At 63.3% G+C, this 19259-nt stretch carries 17 protein-coding genes; 13 read left to right on the forward strand and 4 right to left on the reverse strand.

Annotated elements, in window-relative coordinates; all coding sequences use genetic code 11:
- Position 1: 1 nt before the first annotated feature.
- The 7 genes from ACFELO_RS05115 to ACFELO_RS05145 all read left to right on the forward strand — a co-directional run bounded on the left by ACFELO_RS05115 (position 2) and on the right by ACFELO_RS05145 (position 6790).
- Positions 2-724, forward strand: a complete 723-nt coding sequence (locus ACFELO_RS05115; protein WP_440959493.1) for a hypothetical protein — start codon at positions 2-4, stop codon at positions 722-724.
- Between the two features lie 55 nt (positions 725-779).
- Entirely contained in the window at positions 780-1658 is an 879-nt protein-coding gene (locus ACFELO_RS05120) for a hypothetical protein (protein ID WP_440959494.1), read from the forward strand.
- 70 nt (positions 1659-1728) lie between these two features.
- A complete protein-coding gene (locus ACFELO_RS05125) occupies positions 1729-2730 on the forward strand; it encodes a hypothetical protein (RefSeq protein ID WP_440959495.1) in 1002 nt (333 codons plus the stop codon).
- A 2-nt stretch (positions 2731-2732) separates the two neighbouring features.
- Complete coding sequence (locus ACFELO_RS05130; protein WP_440959496.1) at positions 2733-3689, forward strand: hypothetical protein; 957 nt, start codon at positions 2733-2735, stop codon at positions 3687-3689.
- Between the two features lies 1 nt (position 3690).
- The gene (locus ACFELO_RS05135) at positions 3691-4674 is read left to right on the forward strand and encodes a lysostaphin resistance A-like protein (RefSeq protein WP_440959497.1); all 984 of its coding nucleotides are present in this window, start codon (positions 3691-3693) and stop codon (positions 4672-4674) included.
- Between the two features lie 59 nt (positions 4675-4733).
- Positions 4734-5714: a hypothetical protein gene (locus ACFELO_RS05140; RefSeq protein ID WP_440959498.1), complete on the forward strand. Its 981-nt coding sequence runs from the start codon at positions 4734-4736 to the stop codon at positions 5712-5714.
- 143 nt (positions 5715-5857) lie between these two features.
- On the forward strand, positions 5858-6790 hold the full coding sequence (locus ACFELO_RS05145) for a hypothetical protein (protein ID WP_440959499.1): 933 nt from the start codon (positions 5858-5860) through the stop codon (positions 6788-6790).
- Here ACFELO_RS05145 and uvrA read toward each other — a convergent pair.
- Positions 6738-9620: an excinuclease ABC subunit UvrA gene (gene uvrA, locus ACFELO_RS05150; protein ID WP_440959500.1), complete on the reverse strand. Its 2883-nt coding sequence runs from the start codon at positions 9618-9620 to the stop codon at positions 6738-6740. The genes ACFELO_RS05145 and uvrA overlap by 53 nt on opposite strands.
- Positions 9621-9840: 220 nt before the next feature.
- On the opposite strand from uvrA, the gene ssb reads away from it, so the two are divergent.
- A complete protein-coding gene (ssb, locus tag ACFELO_RS05155) occupies positions 9841-10359 on the forward strand; it encodes a single-stranded DNA-binding protein (RefSeq protein ID WP_440959501.1) in 519 nt (172 codons plus the stop codon).
- 145 nt (positions 10360-10504) lie between these two features.
- A complete protein-coding gene (locus ACFELO_RS05160) occupies positions 10505-11527 on the forward strand; it encodes an alpha/beta hydrolase family protein (protein WP_440959502.1) in 1023 nt (340 codons plus the stop codon).
- Here the strand turns inward: ACFELO_RS05160 and ACFELO_RS05165 are convergent.
- Both ACFELO_RS05165 and ACFELO_RS05170 read right to left on the reverse strand, forming a co-directional pair.
- Entirely contained in the window at positions 11524-12564 is a 1041-nt protein-coding gene (locus ACFELO_RS05165) for a Kelch repeat-containing protein (RefSeq protein ID WP_440959503.1), read from the reverse strand. The two genes, ACFELO_RS05160 and ACFELO_RS05165, sit on opposite strands and share 4 nt — an antisense overlap.
- Positions 12565-13140 carry a superoxide dismutase family protein gene (locus tag ACFELO_RS05170; protein ID WP_440959504.1) on the reverse strand — a complete coding sequence of 192 codons (576 nt, stop codon included), beginning with the start codon at positions 13138-13140 and terminating at the stop codon, positions 12565-12567.
- Positions 13141-13469: 329 nt separating this feature from the next.
- Here ACFELO_RS05170 and gyrA point away from each other — a divergent pair, with 329 nt between their 5' ends.
- From gyrA to ACFELO_RS05190, 4 genes are read left to right on the forward strand one after another with little or no spacing between them, the layout of a single operon-like run.
- Positions 13470-16238, forward strand: a complete 2769-nt coding sequence (gene gyrA / locus ACFELO_RS05175; RefSeq protein ID WP_440959893.1) for a DNA gyrase subunit A — start codon at positions 13470-13472, stop codon at positions 16236-16238.
- A 42-nt stretch (positions 16239-16280) separates the two neighbouring features.
- On the forward strand, positions 16281-16772 hold the full coding sequence (gene coaD, locus ACFELO_RS05180; RefSeq protein ID WP_440959505.1) for a pantetheine-phosphate adenylyltransferase: 492 nt from the start codon (positions 16281-16283) through the stop codon (positions 16770-16772).
- Positions 16772-17740, forward strand: a complete 969-nt coding sequence (locus ACFELO_RS05185) for a peptidylprolyl isomerase (protein ID WP_440959506.1) — start codon at positions 16772-16774, stop codon at positions 17738-17740. Before coaD ends, ACFELO_RS05185 begins: the two co-directional genes overlap by 1 nt.
- 26 nt (positions 17741-17766) lie before the next feature.
- A complete protein-coding gene (locus ACFELO_RS05190) occupies positions 17767-18219 on the forward strand; it encodes a peptidylprolyl isomerase (RefSeq protein ID WP_440959507.1) in 453 nt (150 codons plus the stop codon).
- Positions 18220-18281: 62 nt separating this feature from the next.
- On the opposite strand, the gene ACFELO_RS05195 is transcribed toward ACFELO_RS05190, so the two are convergent.
- Positions 18282-19256, reverse strand: a complete 975-nt coding sequence (locus ACFELO_RS05195; protein ID WP_440959508.1) for an endonuclease/exonuclease/phosphatase family protein — start codon at positions 19254-19256, stop codon at positions 18282-18284.
- Positions 19257-19259: the final 3 nt, after the last annotated feature.

Raw genomic sequence — 19259 nt, forward strand, 5'->3', positions numbered from 1 at the left:
TATGGCGATGCTGAGCACGTTCCTTTCCGCTTTTGCTCTGAATGCGAGCGTGATGCATTCCGGAACTGCGTTAGCGGACGACCAGATCCAGCATCTCTCGCAAGCCTGGGCGTCCGGAAATGCGCGCCATGCGCTCAGCACGTTCGAGGCGGCTTTCGAGCTTGAAGCTGAAGGCCCGTGCGCGATCAGCCCTTACGCGGCAGGCCTTGCCTATCGCGTGGGCCTGCTGGACGCGTCCGGGTACCATTTCAACATCGCTTTGCGCATAGACGCTCGAGTTGGCGGTTTGACCGCTGTGCAGCGAGAGGTCGCGCAATCCATGAAAACCGAGCCAGGTGAGCGTGTTTCCGAAGACCGGCTTTTCCTGTTTTCGCCCTACGCTCACAACCCGGATGAACTGGGTGTCTGCACGGATCGCGGCTTCCCTGATTTGCCCCAGGCGCAGACAGGACAGGGTGTTGAGGCCATCATCTATGTGAGAGCGTTTTGGTCGGGATCCTCCAGGGGGCGGGAGCTGAGGGAGGTTGTCCTTCTGGATGCCTATCCTCCTGTCGAAGGTGAGGCTCTCGCGAACCAGATGATCGGATATCGTTTCGGACTTGAGGGCAGAGGCTGGCTTGTCAATCGATATGCCTTCACGCCCTGCTTCAGGACCTCTTCGCGAAGACGGATCTTCGAGGTCTGCCGTCAGGGGTTTGAGGCTTTCGCCACGCAAACGGACTGAACCTCTTGCCCTCATGCGCTTGGCCTGACCCTCATTTCGGGCTAACTGGCGCATCATGAAACTCTTCGATCCTCGCGCTCTGGGCGCCGCCTTCCGCTTTGTTCTGGACAATCCGATGCCGGTTCTGGCCGCCGCGGGCCTGTATGGCGTCGTGTTTGCGGTCCAGTCGCTCCTGACCGCCTACGCCCATGCCTATGCGCCGGGCGCGGCGCCGGGGATGATCCTGTTCATGGTCGCAGCCTTTGGCGCCTTTGTGGTCGGTTGGGCGAGCCTCGCCCGTCAGGCGCTGGGCCTGCCGCAAAAGGGCTTTTACGGGCTGACGCTGGGCGGGGATGAAGGCCGGCTCGCCTGGGCGTTGTTCCTGGTTCTGCTGCTGCTGAGCATCATCCTGATGACGGCGGGCACGGCGCTGTCTTTCATGATTGCGGGCCTTGCCTTCACCGATATGGATCCGGGCATGCCCCAGCCGGAGGGGTATGTGAACCTGTTCGAGCTGATGGGCCCGGGCGCCCTGGCGATTTCCGCGCTTCTCGTTGCGGTCTTTCTGGTGTTCAGCGTGTGGCTGATCACGCGTCTGGCGCTGACGGCGCCCGCGACGATCCAGGAGCGGGCGGTCCGCGTCCTGTCGATCTGGCCGCTTTCACGCGGGCGCAGCCTTGAGATCGCCCTGACGACGCTGGCGAGCCTTGTTCCCGGCGTCATCGTGCTGGCGCTGTTTAACGCCCTGAGTGTGGCCCTGTTCGGCGCCGGACCGGCCATCGCCCGGTCCGCAGCTGGCGAGGCGGGGATGCTGACCATCAATCCGGCGCTCTATCTCGTCATCAGTGCGATTTATGGCGTGGGCAAGATCGCCCTGCTGGCGGCGCCGCTGATCGCGATGCTGTGTGCGCTCTATGGCGTTTACAAGGACGAAGGCGAAATCCCGTCTGAATAGGGCGAGACCTTTCTGACCGTCTGGGCTATCCTCTCACGCGAATGCTTCGTTCGGACACGCGGGGGGAACCATGTCCAAGCCCAGCTATAATTTCATCGATGGCACCTTCCATTTCTTCAAGGTGTTCGGCCAGCGGCCCCTGAGCGTCCTGTGGATCGCTCTGTGGCAGGTGGTCCTTTATGGCGGCTTTGCGTCGCTTCTGATTTACGGCGCATGGCCGGTGTTCGAGCTGCTGCTCGCCTATGAGGGCAAGGGTGAGCCGCCTGAAGCTGAAGTTCTCGCCGCCCTGATGCAGGGGGCGGGATATCTGTCTCTCGGCGGGTTCGGACTCCTGGTGAGCGCCCTGATGCTTCAGGGGGCCTGGCTTCGGCTGTTGACGCGCAATGAAGTCGCCGTCGGCATCCCGATCCGCTTCGGCGCCGATGAACTGCGCCTGTTCGTGGTCAATCTGGCCTTCTGGTTCTTGCTGGGCATCGGTCAGCTTGTGACCGTGATGCTCTATGTGTCTGTGAACGCCGGATTTGTCGCCGGGGGAGAGCCGGGCGGTGTCGCGGTTCAGGCGCTTGTGAACACGGTTCTGACCATTTTTGTGGTGCTGGGCTGGCTGCTTTGCCTGCTTGGCTTTGCGCCTGCGCCGGCGCTGAGCGTGCGTCAGCGGGGCATAAAGCTGTTTGACGGCTTTGCCGCGGCCCATGGCGTCATGCTGTGGATGTTCCTGTCCTATCTGGTTCTCGTGCTTGTCAGCTTAATGGGTTACATGGTGGTGGGCCTGCTGCAAAACGGCGTCATTCTGATCGGTTCGGCTGACATGCTGGGCCTTGTGACGCAGATCGAAGAAACCACGGATACGCAGGTGGTGTTTGATATTCTGCGTGAGGTGTTCAGCGATCCGGTCTTCCTGATCTGCCTGGGCGTCGTGATGATCCTGCAATTCATCTATGAAGCGATTGTTCAGGTCAGCTGGCATGGCGTCGGCGCGTATGTGGCCGTTCGTCATGATGGTGGTCTGCCGCCCGAAACGCCGCTCGAAGCGCCCGCCGCTTCAGTGGGACAGGCGCCGAGCGAGGGCTGACCATGACAGATACGACCACGACGCCTGCTCATCGGTTCACGCTGGGCGGGGCGCTGGGCTTCGGCTTCGACGTCTTTCGCGCCCGACCCAAATCGGTCCTGATCCTACTGATCATCCAGACGCTCCTCTGCACGGCATTGTATCTGGGGCAGTACATGCTGCTGGGCTATATGGCGCGTCAGGGCGTTCAGGCTGCAGAGCTGGGTGACAGCGCCGGGGCCTATGTCCTCAACATGCAGTTTTCCTCACTCAGCTCTGTATTCTCCTTGCTGGGACTGCCGCTCTGGCTCTGGCTGGAAGCGGTCTGGCTGACGCTGTTCATGAGCGGCCGCTTCACCCTCTGGCCGGGCTGGGCGGGGATTGGGCGACTGGCGCTCAGCTGGCTCATCCTGTTTGGCGTTTATCTGGCTTCCCTTTTTGCGGTGTTCCTGGTGAGCATGATCGGCGGCGTGATTGCGGTCATGATCATTGAAAACGGGACGGGTGACAGCAGCGTCGCCGTCGTTCTGGTGGCTGTTGGATTCTTCGTGTTGTTGCTTCTCGCCATGTCGGTTGCGCTGGCCGTGTTCTCGGGTTTGCCCGCGCATGCGCTGTCCGGGCGGTTTGACATCGGCGGGGCGATCCGCACCGGGTGGCGCCATGCGGCGGGTCTGACAACAGCGTGGATCGTCTTCACCATTCTCTACATGCTGGTGATTGTCATCAGCTATGGCGTGATTGCCGCCTGGGTGGGGGAGCATGTGGTCAGGACCTTTGAAGACGCCTTCCAGAACCCGTCTGATCCGCTGATGTCGATGCGGCTTTATGCAGAGCTGGTTCCGGGCCCGGACAAGCTGGGGATCAGCGCGCTCGTTCTGTTGCCAGTGACCTTCCTCATGGGGGTTGTGATGCTGATGGCGCGCGGCATCAGTGCGAAACTCGCCTTGTCCATGCCCGAACCCGAACAGAAAGCCGCCTGACATGACCCAAGCCCTTTACGCGCCCTGGCCGGAGACGGCTCGCCGCACCTGGGGGTGGGGTGCGTTGGGGCTGATGGTGGCGGGCTATCTCGCCTCTTCGGTTCCTGTGGTGATTGGCACGGTGATCTACACCATTGTCCACACGGTCTCGTCGGGGAACACCGACCCTCTGGCGGCGCAGCAGGCGCTGAGCGAGAACACGCTCACCGTGCTCTTGCCGCTGATGCTGACCCAGTTCATCACCTGGGCGATCATGACGCTTGTCTGGGTCAAGGTGTTCGAGAAGCGCCCGCTCTCCACCATCGGGCTTTATGGCAGAGACTTTTTAGGGCGTTACCTGTTGGGCCTGCCGCTGGGCATGGTGCTGGTGGTGCTGGTCAGCGTGGCCGCAACGCTGCTCAGCCTGGGCGCCGCGCCGGCGTCTGATCTGGCGATGGACGATATGGATCCGTCGCGCGCGATCGGACAGGCGGCGCTGATCGCCTATGCGGGGCTGTTCCTGGGCTTCCTGCTGCAGGGCGGGGTGGAGGAGCTGGTCTTTCGTGGCTGGCTGATGAGTGCGCTGACCGCGCGCTGGGGCAAGACGCTGGGCGTATTGGTGGCGAGCTTCGCTTTCGCCTTCTTGCACCTTCACGTTTTCATCTCCGGGCTGATATATGGCGTCCTCGCGCTCAGCGGCATCGGCCTCACGGGGCTCGTCTTCGCCCTCACGGCCCTGTGGCGGCGTTCGATGATCGAGGCCGCCGCCGCCCATGGCGCCTTTAACGCCGTCGCGGTCATCGCGCCGACCTTCGCGCTGATGGCGTCAGACCCCGAGCAGACCATCCACACCGCCGTGGCCGAGGTGTTCAGCTCCGCCACAGGACTTGCGGGCGCCGAGAACGTCACCCTCGGCCCGGAAACCTACGCCCAGCTCATCGCCATGGGCGGGCTGAGCGCGATCATGCTGATCGGTCTGATCCTGCGCGGGCGGAAATCTCAATAGGCCTTGTTTTCCCTCAAATGGCGAATAGTCTTGCGTAAATCGCGACGCAGGGGGGAATCGTGGCGCAATCCTTTTATGAACCTGAGCGGTTTTCCGTGCACTCGGCGGTGGTCCGGTGGTTTCGCTGTTTCAAGCACCGCCCTGTCGCCAGCTGGACCCAGCTGGCCTGTGACTGGGTATTGCTCGGGACGCTTGCGACTGGCTTCGGGCTGCTCGTCATTGCGCCCTTGATGGAACAGCTTGAGACAGATGCCGAGCAGACCCAGAATCTCGGGTTGTTCCTGACCGGTTATCTGGGATTTGCAATTCTCTTCATGGTCTACATCTGGGTGGTGGATGCGGCGTGGAACCGCCTGCTGACCGGTCGCCCGATGAAACGCGCAATTCCCTACCGGATCGGCGCTGATGAGTGGCGTAGCCTTGTCGTGTATGGGGTGAGCAGCGCCATCATCATGGGCGTGAGCATGGGAATTTATATGGTTTTGGCCATCGCCATGCTGGTCGTCATGCTGGCTGTTAACGGGGTAGCGGCGCTCGGCGCTACAGCTGGTGATCCGAGTTCCGCGCAGTTCTGGGTGGTGCAGCTGCTTCCGTTCGTCATCCTGCTCTTCATGATGCTCGTCACAAACTATATCGGCCTGCGCCTGAACACAGGCGCACCGCTGGCTATCAAGCGACAACAGCTTGATGTGTTGGGGGGCTGGGACGCGACGAAACCCTTCGCCGGACGTCTCCTCGTCGCTGGAGCCGGTATTATCATTCTCGGCTATGTGCTTATTCTTGCAGTACAACTCGGGGCTGTCTCCGCCGTGATGATCGTTGCGCCAGAAACCAGCGCCGACACGCTCCCCATAGCCGATGGCCTTGCCATGATGGGTGTCATCGGCTTTGCCATGCTGGCCTATTACCTGATGTTCCAGATGGTGCGCGGCGTGGTCGCCGAAGCGGCCATGGTGGCCACAGCCGGGGATGCAGCCTCACAGACGGAAGCTACCCCGCCAGCTTCGCCTGACGCGCCTGCCCCCACTCCGCAGGGGTGAGAGCGGCTATCGGCGTGACAGTAAGACGGCGAGAAGGGCGACGTCCCAAATCACGCTGCGAGAAGATTCCCCAAATCGGAGAATGTGTTGGATTTCTTCCCCTGGCTTGGCATAACGGCGCCAAGCCATGACCGGGGGGAATCATGACAGATCAGGCCTTCTCCATTCGATCCGCCTTGAAGCGGGGCGTTCAGACGGTGCGGCGCGCGCCGGGCCGGGCGAGTGTCCTGTTCGGGCTGGATGCGCTGGGCGTCCTGCTGGTGCTCACGCCCTATCTGATGGTGATGGCGGGGCGACTGTCCCAACTTCCTGCAGCGGGCGGCGCCTCTGTTGGCGCGGGCGCTCTGCTGGCCTTCGGGCTGGCGTTCTTCGGCGTTCCGCTGGTGTATCTCGCCAGTGAGGCCGCCTGGTATCGCTTCCTGACGGGGCAGCCCGCCAAGCCGGGGCTTCCCTGGCGTCTTGGGGCGGATGAGGGGCGGCTGGCGCTGACCTATCTCGTCATCGGTCTGGCTCAGTTCGGCGTCACGCTGATGGGCGCCGTCGCCTTGTTCCTTTTGCTTCTTGTAATCGGCATCCCCTTTCAGCTTTTTGTGATGGTTGCCGGGGAGTTGGCCGGACGCGCGCTCGTGATCGCGGTAATGCTTGTCGGCTCACTGACTATCGTTGGAACAGCCCTGACCTATGCCAGCCGCCTGTCCACAGGCTTGCCCCTCGCCATTGTCACAGGTCACTTCCCGCAACTATCAGCCTGGAGACACACTCATCCCTTCGCGGAGCGTTTCGTGCTCGGCTATCTGGGCGCGGTGTTCGCGCTGGGGCTTATGGGCCTGATCGTGAATGCGCTGGCCCTGGCGCCGCTGGGGCTGGGGCTTCAGGCCATGCAACAGGGGCAAACGGTCAATCTGACCGCAGCCCTGATCATCGCCATGATCGGCCAGCTGATCTTTGCTGCGCTTTTCCAGCTGGTGATCCGCGGCTATCTGGCGGAGGCCGCTTTGACCTCCGCCCCGGCGGAGGGCGCGCTTACCCCGCCAGCTTCGCCTGACGCGCCTTGTCCCGCTCCAGAAGCGGTTTGAGATAGCGTCCGGTCCAGCTCGCCTCCACCTCGGCCACGTCCTCGGGCGTGCCGCAGGCGACGATCTCGCCGCCGCCTGAGCCGCCTTCAGGGCCCAGATCCAGCAGCCAGTCGGCGGTCTTGATGACATCGAGATTGTGCTCGATGACGATGACGGTATTGCCCTGATCCACGAGCTCATGCAGCACTTCGAGCAGCTTGCGCACATCCTCGAAATGAAGCCCGGTGGTGGGCTCGTCGAGGATGTAGAGCGTCTTGCCGGTCGAGCGCTTGGCGAGTTCCTTGGATAGCTTCACCCGCTGGGCTTCACCGCCCGAGAGCTGGGTGGCGGGCTGGCCCACCTTCACATAGCTCAGCCCCACCTGCTTGAGCGTCTCCATCTTGTCGCGCACCGACGGCACCGCCTTGAAGAATTCGGCGGCCTCCTCGACGGTCATGTCCAGCACATCGGCGATGGACTTGCCCTTGAAGGTCACTTCCAGCGTTTCGCGATTAAAGCGTTTGCCGTGACACACATCGCACTCGACATAGACATCGGGCAGGAAGTGCATCTCGATCTTCACCACGCCATCGCCCTGGCACGCCTCGCAACGCCCGCCTTTGACGTTGAAGGAGAAGCGGCCCGGCTTGTAGCCGCGCGTCTGGGCTTCGGGCAGGGAGGCGAACCATTCGCGGATCGGCGTGAAGGCGCCGGTATAGGTGGCCGGGTTGGATCGCGGCGTGCGCCCGATCGGGCTCTGGTCGATATCAATGATCTTGTCGACCTGATCGAGCCCCTCCACCGTATCGTGGGGCAGGGGCACCTGGGAGGCGTTGTTGAGCCGCCGCGCCGCCGCCTTGTAGAGCGTCTCGATGGTCAGGGTGGATTTGCCCCCGCCTGACACGCCCGTCACACAGGTCAGAACGCCCAGCGGATAGGCTGCGTCGATGTTCTGCAGATTGTTGCCGGTCGCGCCCTTCACGGTCACGGCGCGGTTCAGATCCACCGGGCGGCGCTGTTCGGGAACCGGCACCATGCGCTTGCCGGACATGTACTGCCCGGTCAGCGAATTGGGATTGGCGGCGATTTCCGCCGGCGTGCCCGCTGCGATCACTTCACCGCCATGCACGCCCGCAGCCGGACCCAGATCGACGACATAGTCCGCTGTCTCGATGGCTTCTTCATCGTGTTCCACGACCAGCACGGTATTACCGAGATCGCGCAGGCCGCGCAGGGAATCGAGCAGGCGGGTATTGTCGCGCTGGTGCAGGCCGATGGAGGGCTCATCCAGCACATAGAGCACGCCCGTCAGGCCCGAGCCGATCTGGCTGGCGAGACGGATGCGCTGGCTTTCCCCGCCCGACAGCGTGCCCGAGGCGCGGCTGAGCGTGAGATAATCGAGCCCCACATCGACGAGGAATTTCAGACGGTCGCGGATCTCTTTCAGGATGCGGCGCGCGATTTCCTGCTCCTTGGGCGACAGCGTCTCCTCGATGGAGGCGAACCAGTCGCGCGCATCCTTGATGGATTTCTCGCCCGCTTCGGAAATGTCGTGTCTGGCGATCTTTACCGCCAAAGCTTCAGGCTTCAGGCGCTTGCCGTGGCAGACATCGCAGGGCTGGCTCGATTGAAAGCGCGCCAGATCCTCACGCACCCAGGTGGAATCGGTTTCCCGCCAGCGGCGCTGCAGGTTCGGCATCACCCCTTCAAACGCCTTGGAGGTGGTGAACTGGCGCAGCCCGTCCTCATAGGTGAACTTGATCTTGTCCTTCGTGCCCTGGAGCACCGTCTTGCGGAAGGCTTTGTCGAGATCGCGCCAGGGCGTGTACATGCTGGCGCCGTAATGGTCCGCGAGGGCCTGCAAGGTCTGCTGGTAGAGCTTGGAGGTGGCGCGGCTCCAGGGCGCAATTGCGCCGTCATAGAGCGACTTGTCCCGGTCAGGCACCACCAGATCCTCGTCAAACTCAAGGCTCTGGCCCAGACCGTCACAGGACGGGCAGGCGCCGAACGGGTTGTTGAACGAGAACAGGCGCGGCTCGATCTCTTCAATCGTGAAGCCGCTGACCGGGCAGGCGAATTTCTCCGAGAACACGATCCGTTCGCCGGTCTTGTGCTCGCCATGATCAGACGCGAACTCGGCCATGGCGATGCCGTCCGCCAGCCGCAGGGCGGTCTCAAGGCTGTCAGCGAGGCGCTGTTCCAGCCCGTCCTTGGTGACCACCCGGTCCACCACGACATCGATATCGTGCTTGAATTTCTTGTCGAGCTCGGGCGCCTCTTCGAGCGCGTAGAACTCGCCATCCACCTTCACGCGCTGAAAGCCCTGCTTCAGAAGCTCGGCGAACTCCTTGCGGTATTCGCCCTTCCGGCCCCGCACGATGGGCGCCAAGAGATACAATCGCGCGCCTTCACCGAGCGCCGTGACACGATCCACCATCTGGGAGACGGTCTGGGCCGAGATCGGCTCGCCCGTCGCAGGCGAATAGGGCACGCCGACCCGCGCCCACAGAAGACGCATATAGTCATAGATCTCGGTGACGGTGCCTACGGTCGAGCGCGGGTTCTTGGAGGTCGTCTTCTGCTCGATCGAGATGGCGGGAGACAGCCCTTCGATGGAATCCACATCGGGCTTGCTCATCAGCTCCAGGAACTGGCGCGCATAGGCCGACAGGCTCTCCACATAGCGGCGCTGGCCCTCGGCGTAGATGGTGTCGAAGGCGAGCGAGGACTTGCCTGATCCCGACAGGCCCGTGAACACGATCAGCTCGTCGCGCGGCAGATCGACCGACACGCCTTTGAGATTGTGCTCGCGCGCGCCGCGCACGGAAATGGTTTTGAGCTTGTCAGACATGGATGACGCAAAGTCCTTCACTGGCGGGCTGCCGGGCGGCGTATCGGGCGTTACTTAGGCCTCAAGGTCTCCGCTATCCACCGTTCAGGCGCCGACAGCGGCGCCCGGTGATGGACTCAGAGGCCCGGATGGGCTTCGTTAACGTCCGACTCGCGCCTCAATTGACGCGCGGAACGGAATGTGAACAAATACCACGCGAAAGACAAGCGGGAGACGCGGCATGGCGGGCAGTGTGAACAAGGTGATCCTGGTGGGCAATCTGGGTGCGGACCCCGAAGTGCGTCGCCTGAACAATGGCGACCCGGTGGTCAATCTGCGCATCGCCACTTCGGAAAACTGGCGCGACAAGTCCACGGGCGAACGCCGCGAGAAGACCGAATGGCATAACGTCGTGATCTTCAACGACAACCTCGCCAAGGTCGCCGAGAACTATCTCAAGAAGGGCTCGAAGGTGTATGTCGAGGGTCAGCTTCAGACCCGCAAATGGCAGGACCGCGACGGCAATGACAAATACACCACCGAAGTGGTGCTGCAGCGCTTCCGCGGCGAGCTGACCATGCTCGATGGCCGCGGCGAAGGCGGCGGCGGCGACCGCATGGGCGGCGGCTATAACAATAACCAGATGGATGATCGCTCCGGCGGCGGCTATGGCGGCGGTCAGGGCGGTGGCGGCCAGCGCAACAACGCCCCGCGCGAGGACTTCACCTCCGACACGCTGGACGACGACATCCCGTTCTAGGGTTTGTTCCATCGATGATATGAAAAGCCCGGCGCATCGCGCCGGGCTTTTTCGTGCCTTGCGGACGTTTAATCCCGATTGCCTCGAATTAAGTTGTTCTGTCTTGAGCAGTTTCTAGCCTGCCTTTCAGAACAGGGAGGCAGGCATGCTGAATATGATCATGGCTCTGGCGCTTGTGAGCGTTCAGGCTGAAACGCAAGTGCCTGAGGGCTATCCGGGCTGGGTCTATGAGGACAGCCGAACGATCCAGACCGTGGATGAGCGCGATCTTCATTTCTATCTCGACCATCCTGATGACGGTGAGCGCGTACCGCTCCTCTTGCTGGTGGATGGCTCAAGCTGTGTGGGCCAGCTGCGCCCTAATATGCGCTATGACTACCGTCCTGGTCCGGAGCGCCCGGCTCGCTATGCCCGGCTGATGGTGGAGAAGCCGGGCGTGGCGCCGGAGGCTTCCTACGGCTCGGAGTGCACTGAGGGCTTCCTGCGCCATTACACCATCGACAATCGTGTGCTCGACCATCTGCGCGTGCTGCAGCACCTGCGCGCCACTGCAGACTGGTGGAATGGCGAGCTTCTGGTCTGGGGCTGGTCGGACGGCGGCGATATCGCGAGCCAGCTGGTCGCCTATTACCCGCAAGTGACCCGCGCCGTGCTGGGCGCCATGGGCGGCGGCTATACCATGGCCGAGCATTTCGAGGATTTCTGGGCCTGCCCGGAGGAGCGCGTTTCAGGCGAGGAGCGTGAGGCCTGCATCGCCGATCTGCGCGCGCAGTTTGAACGGATGGAGGACAACCCCACCTGGCGCGAGACCTGGTCTGGCCATGACAATAGCTGGGCGGTCTGGCCCACACGCCTCAATTCGCGACTGGTGCACCTTCTTGAGGACAATACGATGCCGATCCTGATCGTGCATGGCGAGAAGGACCGCAACGGCACGCCGGTTGAGAGCGCGCGGGCTCTGGTGGACGCGCTGGACGCGTCAGGAAACACCGCGTTCGAGTATTGGGAAATTCCGTGCATGGGGCATGGCTGGGGCAACTTGCCCGAGGCGCAAGGGAATGCGCTGGAAGAGGGCATGCTGGACTGGTTGCTCGGGCAGGAGATCGCGGCGGATGGACCGCCGCGCCTTGGCCAGCCTGAAGGCGCGGACTGTCCGGCGTCTGACTAGGGCGTGAACCAGTCGAGCTTGGCGGTGGTCTGATTGCCGCTGGGCTGGGCGGCGCCGGCGATGGTAGCGATGACATTGCGCACCGTCACGGCGCCCAGACCATGACGCGGTGTGGGCATGCGGCCCATGTCCGACCAGCTGTCTGATTGCGGATCATAGCGCCAGACCTGCGCGTAGACGCCGCCGCCGGAATTGTCGAACCACTCACCGCCAAACACATAGAGCGCGCCTTCAACGCTGGCGCAGGCGAGCCCGCCCGCGCCGCGCGGCCCGGCTTCGGGCTGGGGCAGGGGCGCACGCACCTCCCAGCTATCGCTTTGCGGGTCATAGGCTTCGTGAGCGGGCGTATTGCCGCCAGATACCGTGCGTCCGCCCACCACATGCAGGCGCCCGTTCAGTTCGGCGCCGGCGGCGGAATTGCGCGCGGTCGGCGCCGGAGCGGCGGTCGTCCAGACCTGAGCGGCGGGGTCGAGCACGATATGGGCGTTCGTGTCGGCATGATCGCCCCAAGCCTTGTTGCTGAGGCCGGCCGGGCGACGCCCGGTGACCACGTGCAAACGGCCATTGATTGCGACAGCGACCGTTTCGGCATAGGGCTGGGGCATGGCGGGGCCATTGCGCCAGCGATTGCGGTCGGGATCGAAAACGCGCACGCCCTCGCTCATCGCCCAGAGGCCGCCGGTCTGGGCGGTGAAGCCGCCGACGGCGTACACAAGGCCCTCAAGTCCAACCAGATTGGGGTGATGCAGCGGGACGGGCAGGCGCGGACGCTCCCGCCAGCTCACAGCGTCCGGCGCCAGCGAGAAGACGCGGTCGGAGACGCCGATGCGACCTCCGCCCACATCCGGGCTGAGCCCGCCCGCCACATAGATCACATCGTCCAGCACGGCGGGGTAGATCTCCTGGACCCGCATCGGCAGGTCCGGCCCGTCGCGCCAGAGCGCTTCGGGGCTTTCCTGCGCCATCCCGCGTCCAGCCAGGGTCAGCGCCAGCGCGCCAGCGCCGATCCCGGTAAAGGTCTCCCGCCGCGACAGCATTTAGCGCGACGCCTCGATCACGCCGCACACATGGCGGGCGCCGGCGCCGCCAATGGGTTGGGTGGAATGATCGTCTTCATTGTCGTGGATCACCAGCGCGGAGCCGTCTTCATCCAGAAGCGCCGGGGCGTCGTATTCGCCGTGCAGGCTGACGCGGTCGGTGAAGACCTGAGCGCGCAGGGCGCCGTCCTCGTGCACATAGATGTTGGGCAGGTCGGCATTGTCCGGGCCGTCCGCGTTCAGAAGACCGTGGTCGTGGCCTGACGGATTGATGTGGCCGCCGGAGCTGGTGAAGTCGTCATTCGAGCAATCGCCAAGCATGTGCAGGTGCACGCCATGCCAGCCGGGGGCGGACTCATTCTGGGTGTCGAGCTGAATGGTGATCAGCACGCCGGACGGGCCTTGCTGGAAGCGGGCATGACCGATCTCGTTGCGTTCACGATCGATCAGCGTGGCGTAGGCTTCGTTGGGCTGATGGCTTTCGGTGCCGTGATGGTCAGCCGCAAAGGCCGGGACGCTGAAGGCTGCGGCGCCCAGGGCGGCTGCGCAGGTCAGGGTGCGAAGGGGGCGTTTCATGGGGACGTCTCCTGTAAAGCTATACCTTCAACGTAGTCGACATCGATGCGGATGCGAGCCCGTCTGCGTCAATTCAGGGCTGAAATTCCAGAATATCCGGTCTTAAACGTAAAACCGCATTGAAACCGTGGACACAGCCGCGTGCCGCGTTTGCCGCCCGTTCCCGGCCTTGCTAGACATATCCTCTAACCGTGCGCAGGTGATTCACGGCGGTTTCCGCCTGTCTGCGCCCGACCAACGTCTCTTTTCGCGCGCCGCATCCTAAGGGGTGAGGGGCGCGCGCCAGCCAGGACGAAACGACTTTGAGCGATTTGCCCCCTGAAACGCCCATGGATGAAGACCTTCCCGCCGCGCCCGGCGGACCGATGGTCGCCATCGAAGACGAGATGAAGCGCAGCTATCTCGATTACGCCATGAGCGTGATCGTGAGCCGCGCCATTCCCGATGCGCGCGACGGCCTGAAGCCGGTGCACCGTCGCATCCTGTGGGCCATGCATGAGGGTGGCTACAGCAAGGACAAGGCGTACAAGAAGTCTGCAAACGTCGTCGGCGACGTGATGGGCCGCTATCACCCGCACGGCGATAGCGCGATCTATGACGCCCTGGCGCGTATGGCGCAGCCCTTCTCCATGGGCCTGCCCCTGATGGACGGCCAGGGCAATTTCGGCTCCATGGACGGCGATCCGCCCGCCGCCATGCGTTACACCGAGATCCGCATGGATCACCCGGCGGAAGCGCTGCTGGCCGATATCGACAAGGACACGGTCGAGTTCCGCGATAACTATGACGGCTCCAAGCAAGAGCCGGTGGTGCTGCCCGCGCGCTATCCGAACCTTCTGGTCAACGGCGCCGGGGGCATTGCGGTGGGTATGGCCACCAATATCCCGCCTCATAACCTCAACGAGGTGGTGGACGCCACCGTGGCGCTCCTGGATCAGCCCGACATCACCGACACCGAGCTTCTGGAGTTCGTGCCGGCGCCGGACTTCCCGACAGGCGGCGAGATCATTGGCCGCTCGGGCGCGCGCAAGGCGCTGCTGGAAGGCCGTGGCTCGGTCATCCTGCGCGCCAAGACCTCGATCGAGGATATCCGTCAGGGCCGCGAAGCCATCATCGTTCACGAGATTCCCTATCAGGTGAACAAGGCCACGATGGTCGAGAAGATCGCCGAGCTGGTGCGCGACAAGCGCGTCGAGGGCATTTCCGATCTGCGCGATGAATCCGACCGCTCCGGCGTGCGCGTGGTGATCGAGCTGAAGAAGGACGCCAACGCCGAGGTGATCCTGAACCAGCTTTATCGCTGGAGCCCGCTGCAGACCTCGTTCGGCGTCAACATGCTGGCGCTGATCGGCGGTCGTCCGCAACAGGCGGGCCTGCGCGTCTTCCTTGAGACCTTCATCCATCACCGCAAGGAGGTGGTGGTCCGCCGCACCAAGTTTGACCTGAAGAAAGCGCGCGACCGCGCCCACGTCTTGATCGGTCTGGCGGTGGCTGTGGCCAATATCGACGAGATCATCGCCCTGATCCGCCGCGCGCCCGACCCGCAGACCGCGCGTCAGCAATTGCGCGACAAGGCCTGGCCGGCCAAGGATGTGGCGCCGCTGGTGGAGCTGGTCGCTGACCCGCGCTCCCAGATCAAGGATGGCGAGATCCGTCTGACCGAAGAGCAGGCGAAAGCCATTCTCGACCTGCGCCTGCACCGTCTGACGGCGCTGGGCCGCGACGAGATCGGGGATGAGGCCAACAAGCTGGCCGAGACGATCGCCGACCTTCTGGACATTCTGCGCAGCCCGACCCGCATCCGCGACATCATCCGCAACGAGCTTCTGGACTCCAAAGCCAGCTTCGGCGTCGAGCGCCGCTCGGCGATCATCGAGGGTGATCTGGGGATCGAGGACGAGGACCTGATCCCGCGCGAAGACATGGTCGTCACCCTGACCCATGGCGGCTATGTAAAGCGCACCGCGCTCTCGACCTATCGCGCCCAGAACCGCGGCGGCAAGGGCCGTGCGGGCATGGCGATGAAGGACGAGGATTTCGTGGCGACGCTGTTTGTGGCGTCCACCCACGCGCCGCTGCTGTTCTTCAGCTCTGACGGCATGGTCTACAAGACCAAGACCTGGCGCCTGCCGCTGGGTGCGCCGAACACCAAGGGCAAATACCTGACGAACCTCTTGCCCAGCCTCAATGACGGCGCCTGGATCACCTCGGTGATGGCGCTGCCCGAGGATGAGGAGAGCTGGGATCAGTACGACGTCATGTTCGCCACCACGGCGGGCACGGTGCGTCGTAACAAGCTGTCTGACTTCGTGCAGGTGAACCGCAACGGCAAGATCGCCATGAAGCTGGACGAAGAGGGCTCGAAAATCCTCGACGTGCGGCTCTGTAATGAGGATCAGGACGTGCTGCTGGTCTCGGCCGGCGGCCGGGCGATCCGCTTCCCGGTGGGCGATGTGCGCGTCTTCGCGTCGCGCAATTCCACCGGCGTGCGCGGCATCCGCCTGAAGGGCGATGACCGCCTGATCTCCATGGCGATCCTGAACCATATCGACGTCACCACCGACGAGGCGCGCGCCTATATGAAGCACGCCAACGCCATGCGTCGGGCCGCCGGGCTTGAAGAGGATGATGCTGTCGTCAGCGCGCCTGAAGACGGCGAAGCCGGCGCAGACGTGGCGCTGAGCCCCGAACGCATCGCCGAGCTGGGCGCGGCGGAAGAGTTCGTGCTGACTGTGGCTCAGGATGGCCTCGGCAAGCGCTCGAGCGCTTATGATTATCGCGTCATGGGACGCGGCAATCAGGGCGTGGCGGCGCACGACATGAGCAAGGTCAAGGAACTCGCAGCCTGTTTCCCTGTCATCGACGGTGACACTGTCATGGCGGTCACCGATGGCGGTCAGCTGATCCGCTTCCCGGTGGACACCGTGCGGATCGCGGCGCGTGCGACCAAGGGCGTGCGGTTGATCCGTCTGGCGGAAGGCGAAAAAGTCGTGTCTGTTGTCCGCATCGCCGAGAGCGAGGACGGCGCCAGCGCAGATGAGAGCGGTGAAGAGGGCGAGGCCCCGAACACCCCGGATGCGCCGGAAGACGAGAACTAGACCGGGGCTTCACCACCAGGCCCGGCTTCGGGGAGTATAGCCATGAAAAAGCGCGTCGCGCTCTATCCGGGCACGTTCGATCCCATTACGAACGGCCATCTGGATATTATCGGCCGGGCCGTGAAGCTTTATGACAAGCTGGTCATTGGCGTGGCGCGCAATGACGCCAAGGGCCCGTTATTCAGCTTTGACGAGCGGGTCGAGATGGCGCGCGAACTGGCGGAATCCGTGGCGGGCGACACCGAGATCGAGGTGCTGCCGTTTGAAGGGCTTCTCATGCACTTCGCCGAGAAAGTCGGCGCCAATTCCATCATTCGCGGCCTGCGCGCCGTGTCGGACTTCGAGTACGAGTTCCAGATGGTGGGCATGAACCAGCGCCTTAATGCGGACATTGAAACCGTATTCCTGATGGCTGACCCGCGTCACCAGGCGATCGCCTCGCGTCTGGTCAAGGAAATCGCCAAGCTGGGCGGGGATATCGACCCCTTCGTGCCGCAGCTTGTCAAAGACCGTCTGCTGGAGAAATTCGTCTGATGCGCACCACCGCCTCCCTGTTCGCCACCGCCTGCCTGTCAGCCCTCATGCTGACGGCCTGTGCTGAAGCTGAAACCGAGACTGAAGCCGAGACCGCGACGCAAGACAGCGGCGCGTCGTCATCGACGCCGGCCGCCGCACCGGCGGAGCCGGGCGCAGACATTATCGCCAATGCGCCTGACAGCGCCTGGCGCACGGTGGATGCCGAAGACCTCGTGCATCTGGTGACCAACAAGGGGGAAGTCTGGATCGAGATCCAGGACGAGTTCACCCCGATGCATGCTGCGCGCATCCGCGAGATCGCCGAGACGAACTGGCTGGACTGGAAAGTGTTTCACCGGGTGATCGACGGCTTCATGGCTCAAGGCGGCGGCGCAGTGGACAATCCCAGCATACAGGCGCCGTTTGATCCTCTTCAGGCCGAGTTCGGCATTCGTCGCGATCCCAATGAAATCCCCGTCTACGAGACCCAGGAACGGCGCTCCACCGAGCGCGGACCGATGGCTCAGGCCGGGTACTGGAATGGCTTCCCGGTCGGCACACAACCGTCTGCTCTGGCCGGGATCGTCGCGGATGGCCGGGTGGAGAGCTGGCTGCTGCATTGCGACGGCGCCGCCGCCATGGCGCGGACGAACGACCCCAACTCGGCGAATGCGCAATTCTATATCGTGCGCGGGGAGGCCGAGCACCTGAACACCCAGTACACGGTCTGGGGCAAGGTGCGTCAGGGACAGGACGTGATCGAGAGTCTGAATGTCGGCACGCAGGGACAGACCCTGGGCTTCCGTCCGGACATCATCGAAGAGTTTGAAATGGCGACCCAGATGGACAATGCGCCGACGGTGCAGGTCATGGATACCAGCTCGCCGACTTTCAGCGCCTATCTTGAAGCGCTGGCCGCGAGCCGCGATAACGGCCGCCTGCCTGATATCTGCTCAATCGACGTGCCCGTGCGCGTCCTCGACTAAGAACACATCCCCAAAAGGAGGCCGTCGTGTCCGACGCCAACCAAAACCTGGTTTTCACTCTTGAAGGCGGCGACGTTGTCATCCGTCTGCGCCCTGATCTCGCGCCCAAGCATGTGGCGCGTATTTCCGAACTGGCGGCTGACGGCTTCTATGACGGCCTGACCTTCCACCGCGTCATCGATGGCTTCGTGGCTCAGGGCGGCTGCCCGAACGGCAATGGCATGGGCGGCTCTGGCCAGAACATCCCTGCGGAATTCAACGATGAACCGCATGTGCGCGGCACCATGTCGATGGCCCGTGCGATGGACCCGAACTCCGCTGACAGTCAGTTCTTCATCTGCCTGGACGCCGTGCCGTATCTGGATGGTCAGTACACGGTCTGGGGCGAAGTCATCGAAGGCATGGAACACGTGGACGCGCTGCCCAAGGGCGAGCCGCCGGCCAATCCGGGCAAGATCGTCAAGGCCGAGCTGCGCTAGGCGGCCGATCCATACACGAGTGAAACGGGCGGCCCATGGGGCCGCCCGTTTGCGTTTCTCGGTCAGGCGCCGCAGCGCTCCACCAGGGTCATGACCGGGCGATGATCCGAACCGGCGTCCGGCGCCACGCCCGTGCGTGAGGCGCATAGATCCTCGCTGATCCAGATATGGTCTATGCCAATGACCGGAATCGGCAAAGCGCGTTCTGACGGCCAGGTCCGCAGACCGTGTGTGATGCGTTGCAGCGGGTCGAGCGATTGCGCCAATAAACGCATCTGGAAGCCATGTTCGGCTGTATTGAAATCGCCAGCCAGAATTTGGGACTGATGGGTCTGATCCGCGATCAGGCCGGCCAGACGTTCGCGATGATAGGCGTACAGGTCCGGGCGTGTCGGGCGTGCGAAATGCGTGCTGGTCAGGCGCAGCGGCGCGCCCTGAAACTCGATCTGCATATAGGCGATTGGCACGGTGCGGTACGCATCGCAGCCTTGCTCGATCACGGGCAGGCGCGAGATCAGTGTGGCGCCCCAGGGGCAGCGGATCTGGTGGGGAAATTCAGCTTCGAGGCTTTGCGGGATCTCGCGCAAGCTCCCGCCGATTTCCTGCAGGAAGGCCACATCGAAATCCCCGTTCCGCAGGAAGGCGATGGCGGCGTCATGGTCGCGGTTCAGATTCCACAGATTGAAGGTGACAAGTCTTAACGCCTCTCCGGTCTCGCTGCGTGGCGGCAGGGCGTCCGGCCGGGCAATGAGCTGGGCGTAGGGCAGGGCGAGGAAGACCAGCGTGGCGCTGGCCGCCATGCCGATGCCGCGCACCAAAAACAACCCCTTCGCCCGGAATACCCATAGCGTGGTGAAAACCGTCACGCCCGCCAGGACCGGCAGGGGCCAGAGCATGTTGAAGACATCGGCCTTGGGATAGACCCGTCCGGTCAGACTCAAACCGATGACAAGCGCCAGTCCCAGACAGGCGCCGATGCAGGCCAGCCAGGAGAGAATTTGGTACACCGCTGGCAGGCGGTTCGGCGTCGGGATCATGGG

This window comes from Oceanicaulis sp. LC35, from assembly GCF_052055585.1.
Lineage (GTDB): Bacteria > Pseudomonadota > Alphaproteobacteria > Caulobacterales > Maricaulaceae > Oceanicaulis.

Excerpts from the sequence above, each read along its gene's own strand:
- ACFELO_RS05120 (WP_440959494.1), top strand. The coding sequence starts at position 780 with ATGAAACTCTTCGATCCTCGCGCTCTGGGCGCCGCCTTCCGCTTTGTT.
- uvrA (WP_440959500.1), bottom strand. The coding sequence starts at position 9,620 with ATGTCTGACAAGCTCAAAACCATTTCCGTGCGCGGCGCGCGCGAGCAC.
- ACFELO_RS05125 (WP_440959495.1), top strand. The coding sequence starts at position 1,729 with ATGTCCAAGCCCAGCTATAATTTCATCGATGGCACCTTCCATTTCTTC.
- ACFELO_RS05170 (WP_440959504.1), bottom strand. The coding sequence starts at position 13,140 with ATGAAACGCCCCCTTCGCACCCTGACCTGCGCAGCCGCCCTGGGCGCC.
- ACFELO_RS05145 (WP_440959499.1), top strand. The coding sequence starts at position 5,858 with ATGACAGATCAGGCCTTCTCCATTCGATCCGCCTTGAAGCGGGGCGTT.
- coaD (WP_440959505.1), top strand. The coding sequence starts at position 16,281 with ATGAAAAAGCGCGTCGCGCTCTATCCGGGCACGTTCGATCCCATTACG.
- ACFELO_RS05165 (WP_440959503.1), bottom strand. The coding sequence starts at position 12,564 with ATGCTGTCGCGGCGGGAGACCTTTACCGGGATCGGCGCTGGCGCGCTG.
- gyrA (WP_440959893.1), top strand. The coding sequence starts at position 13,470 with ATGGATGAAGACCTTCCCGCCGCGCCCGGCGGACCGATGGTCGCCATC.
- ACFELO_RS05115 (WP_440959493.1), top strand. The coding sequence starts at position 2 with ATGGCGATGCTGAGCACGTTCCTTTCCGCTTTTGCTCTGAATGCGAGC.
- ACFELO_RS05160 (WP_440959502.1), top strand. The coding sequence starts at position 10,505 with ATGCTGAATATGATCATGGCTCTGGCGCTTGTGAGCGTTCAGGCTGAA.
- ACFELO_RS05130 (WP_440959496.1), top strand. The coding sequence starts at position 2,733 with ATGACAGATACGACCACGACGCCTGCTCATCGGTTCACGCTGGGCGGG.
- ssb (WP_440959501.1), top strand. The coding sequence starts at position 9,841 with ATGGCGGGCAGTGTGAACAAGGTGATCCTGGTGGGCAATCTGGGTGCG.
- ACFELO_RS05195 (WP_440959508.1), bottom strand. The coding sequence starts at position 19,256 with ATGATCCCGACGCCGAACCGCCTGCCAGCGGTGTACCAAATTCTCTCC.
- ACFELO_RS05135 (WP_440959497.1), top strand. The coding sequence starts at position 3,691 with ATGACCCAAGCCCTTTACGCGCCCTGGCCGGAGACGGCTCGCCGCACC.
- ACFELO_RS05185 (WP_440959506.1), top strand. The coding sequence starts at position 16,772 with ATGCGCACCACCGCCTCCCTGTTCGCCACCGCCTGCCTGTCAGCCCTC.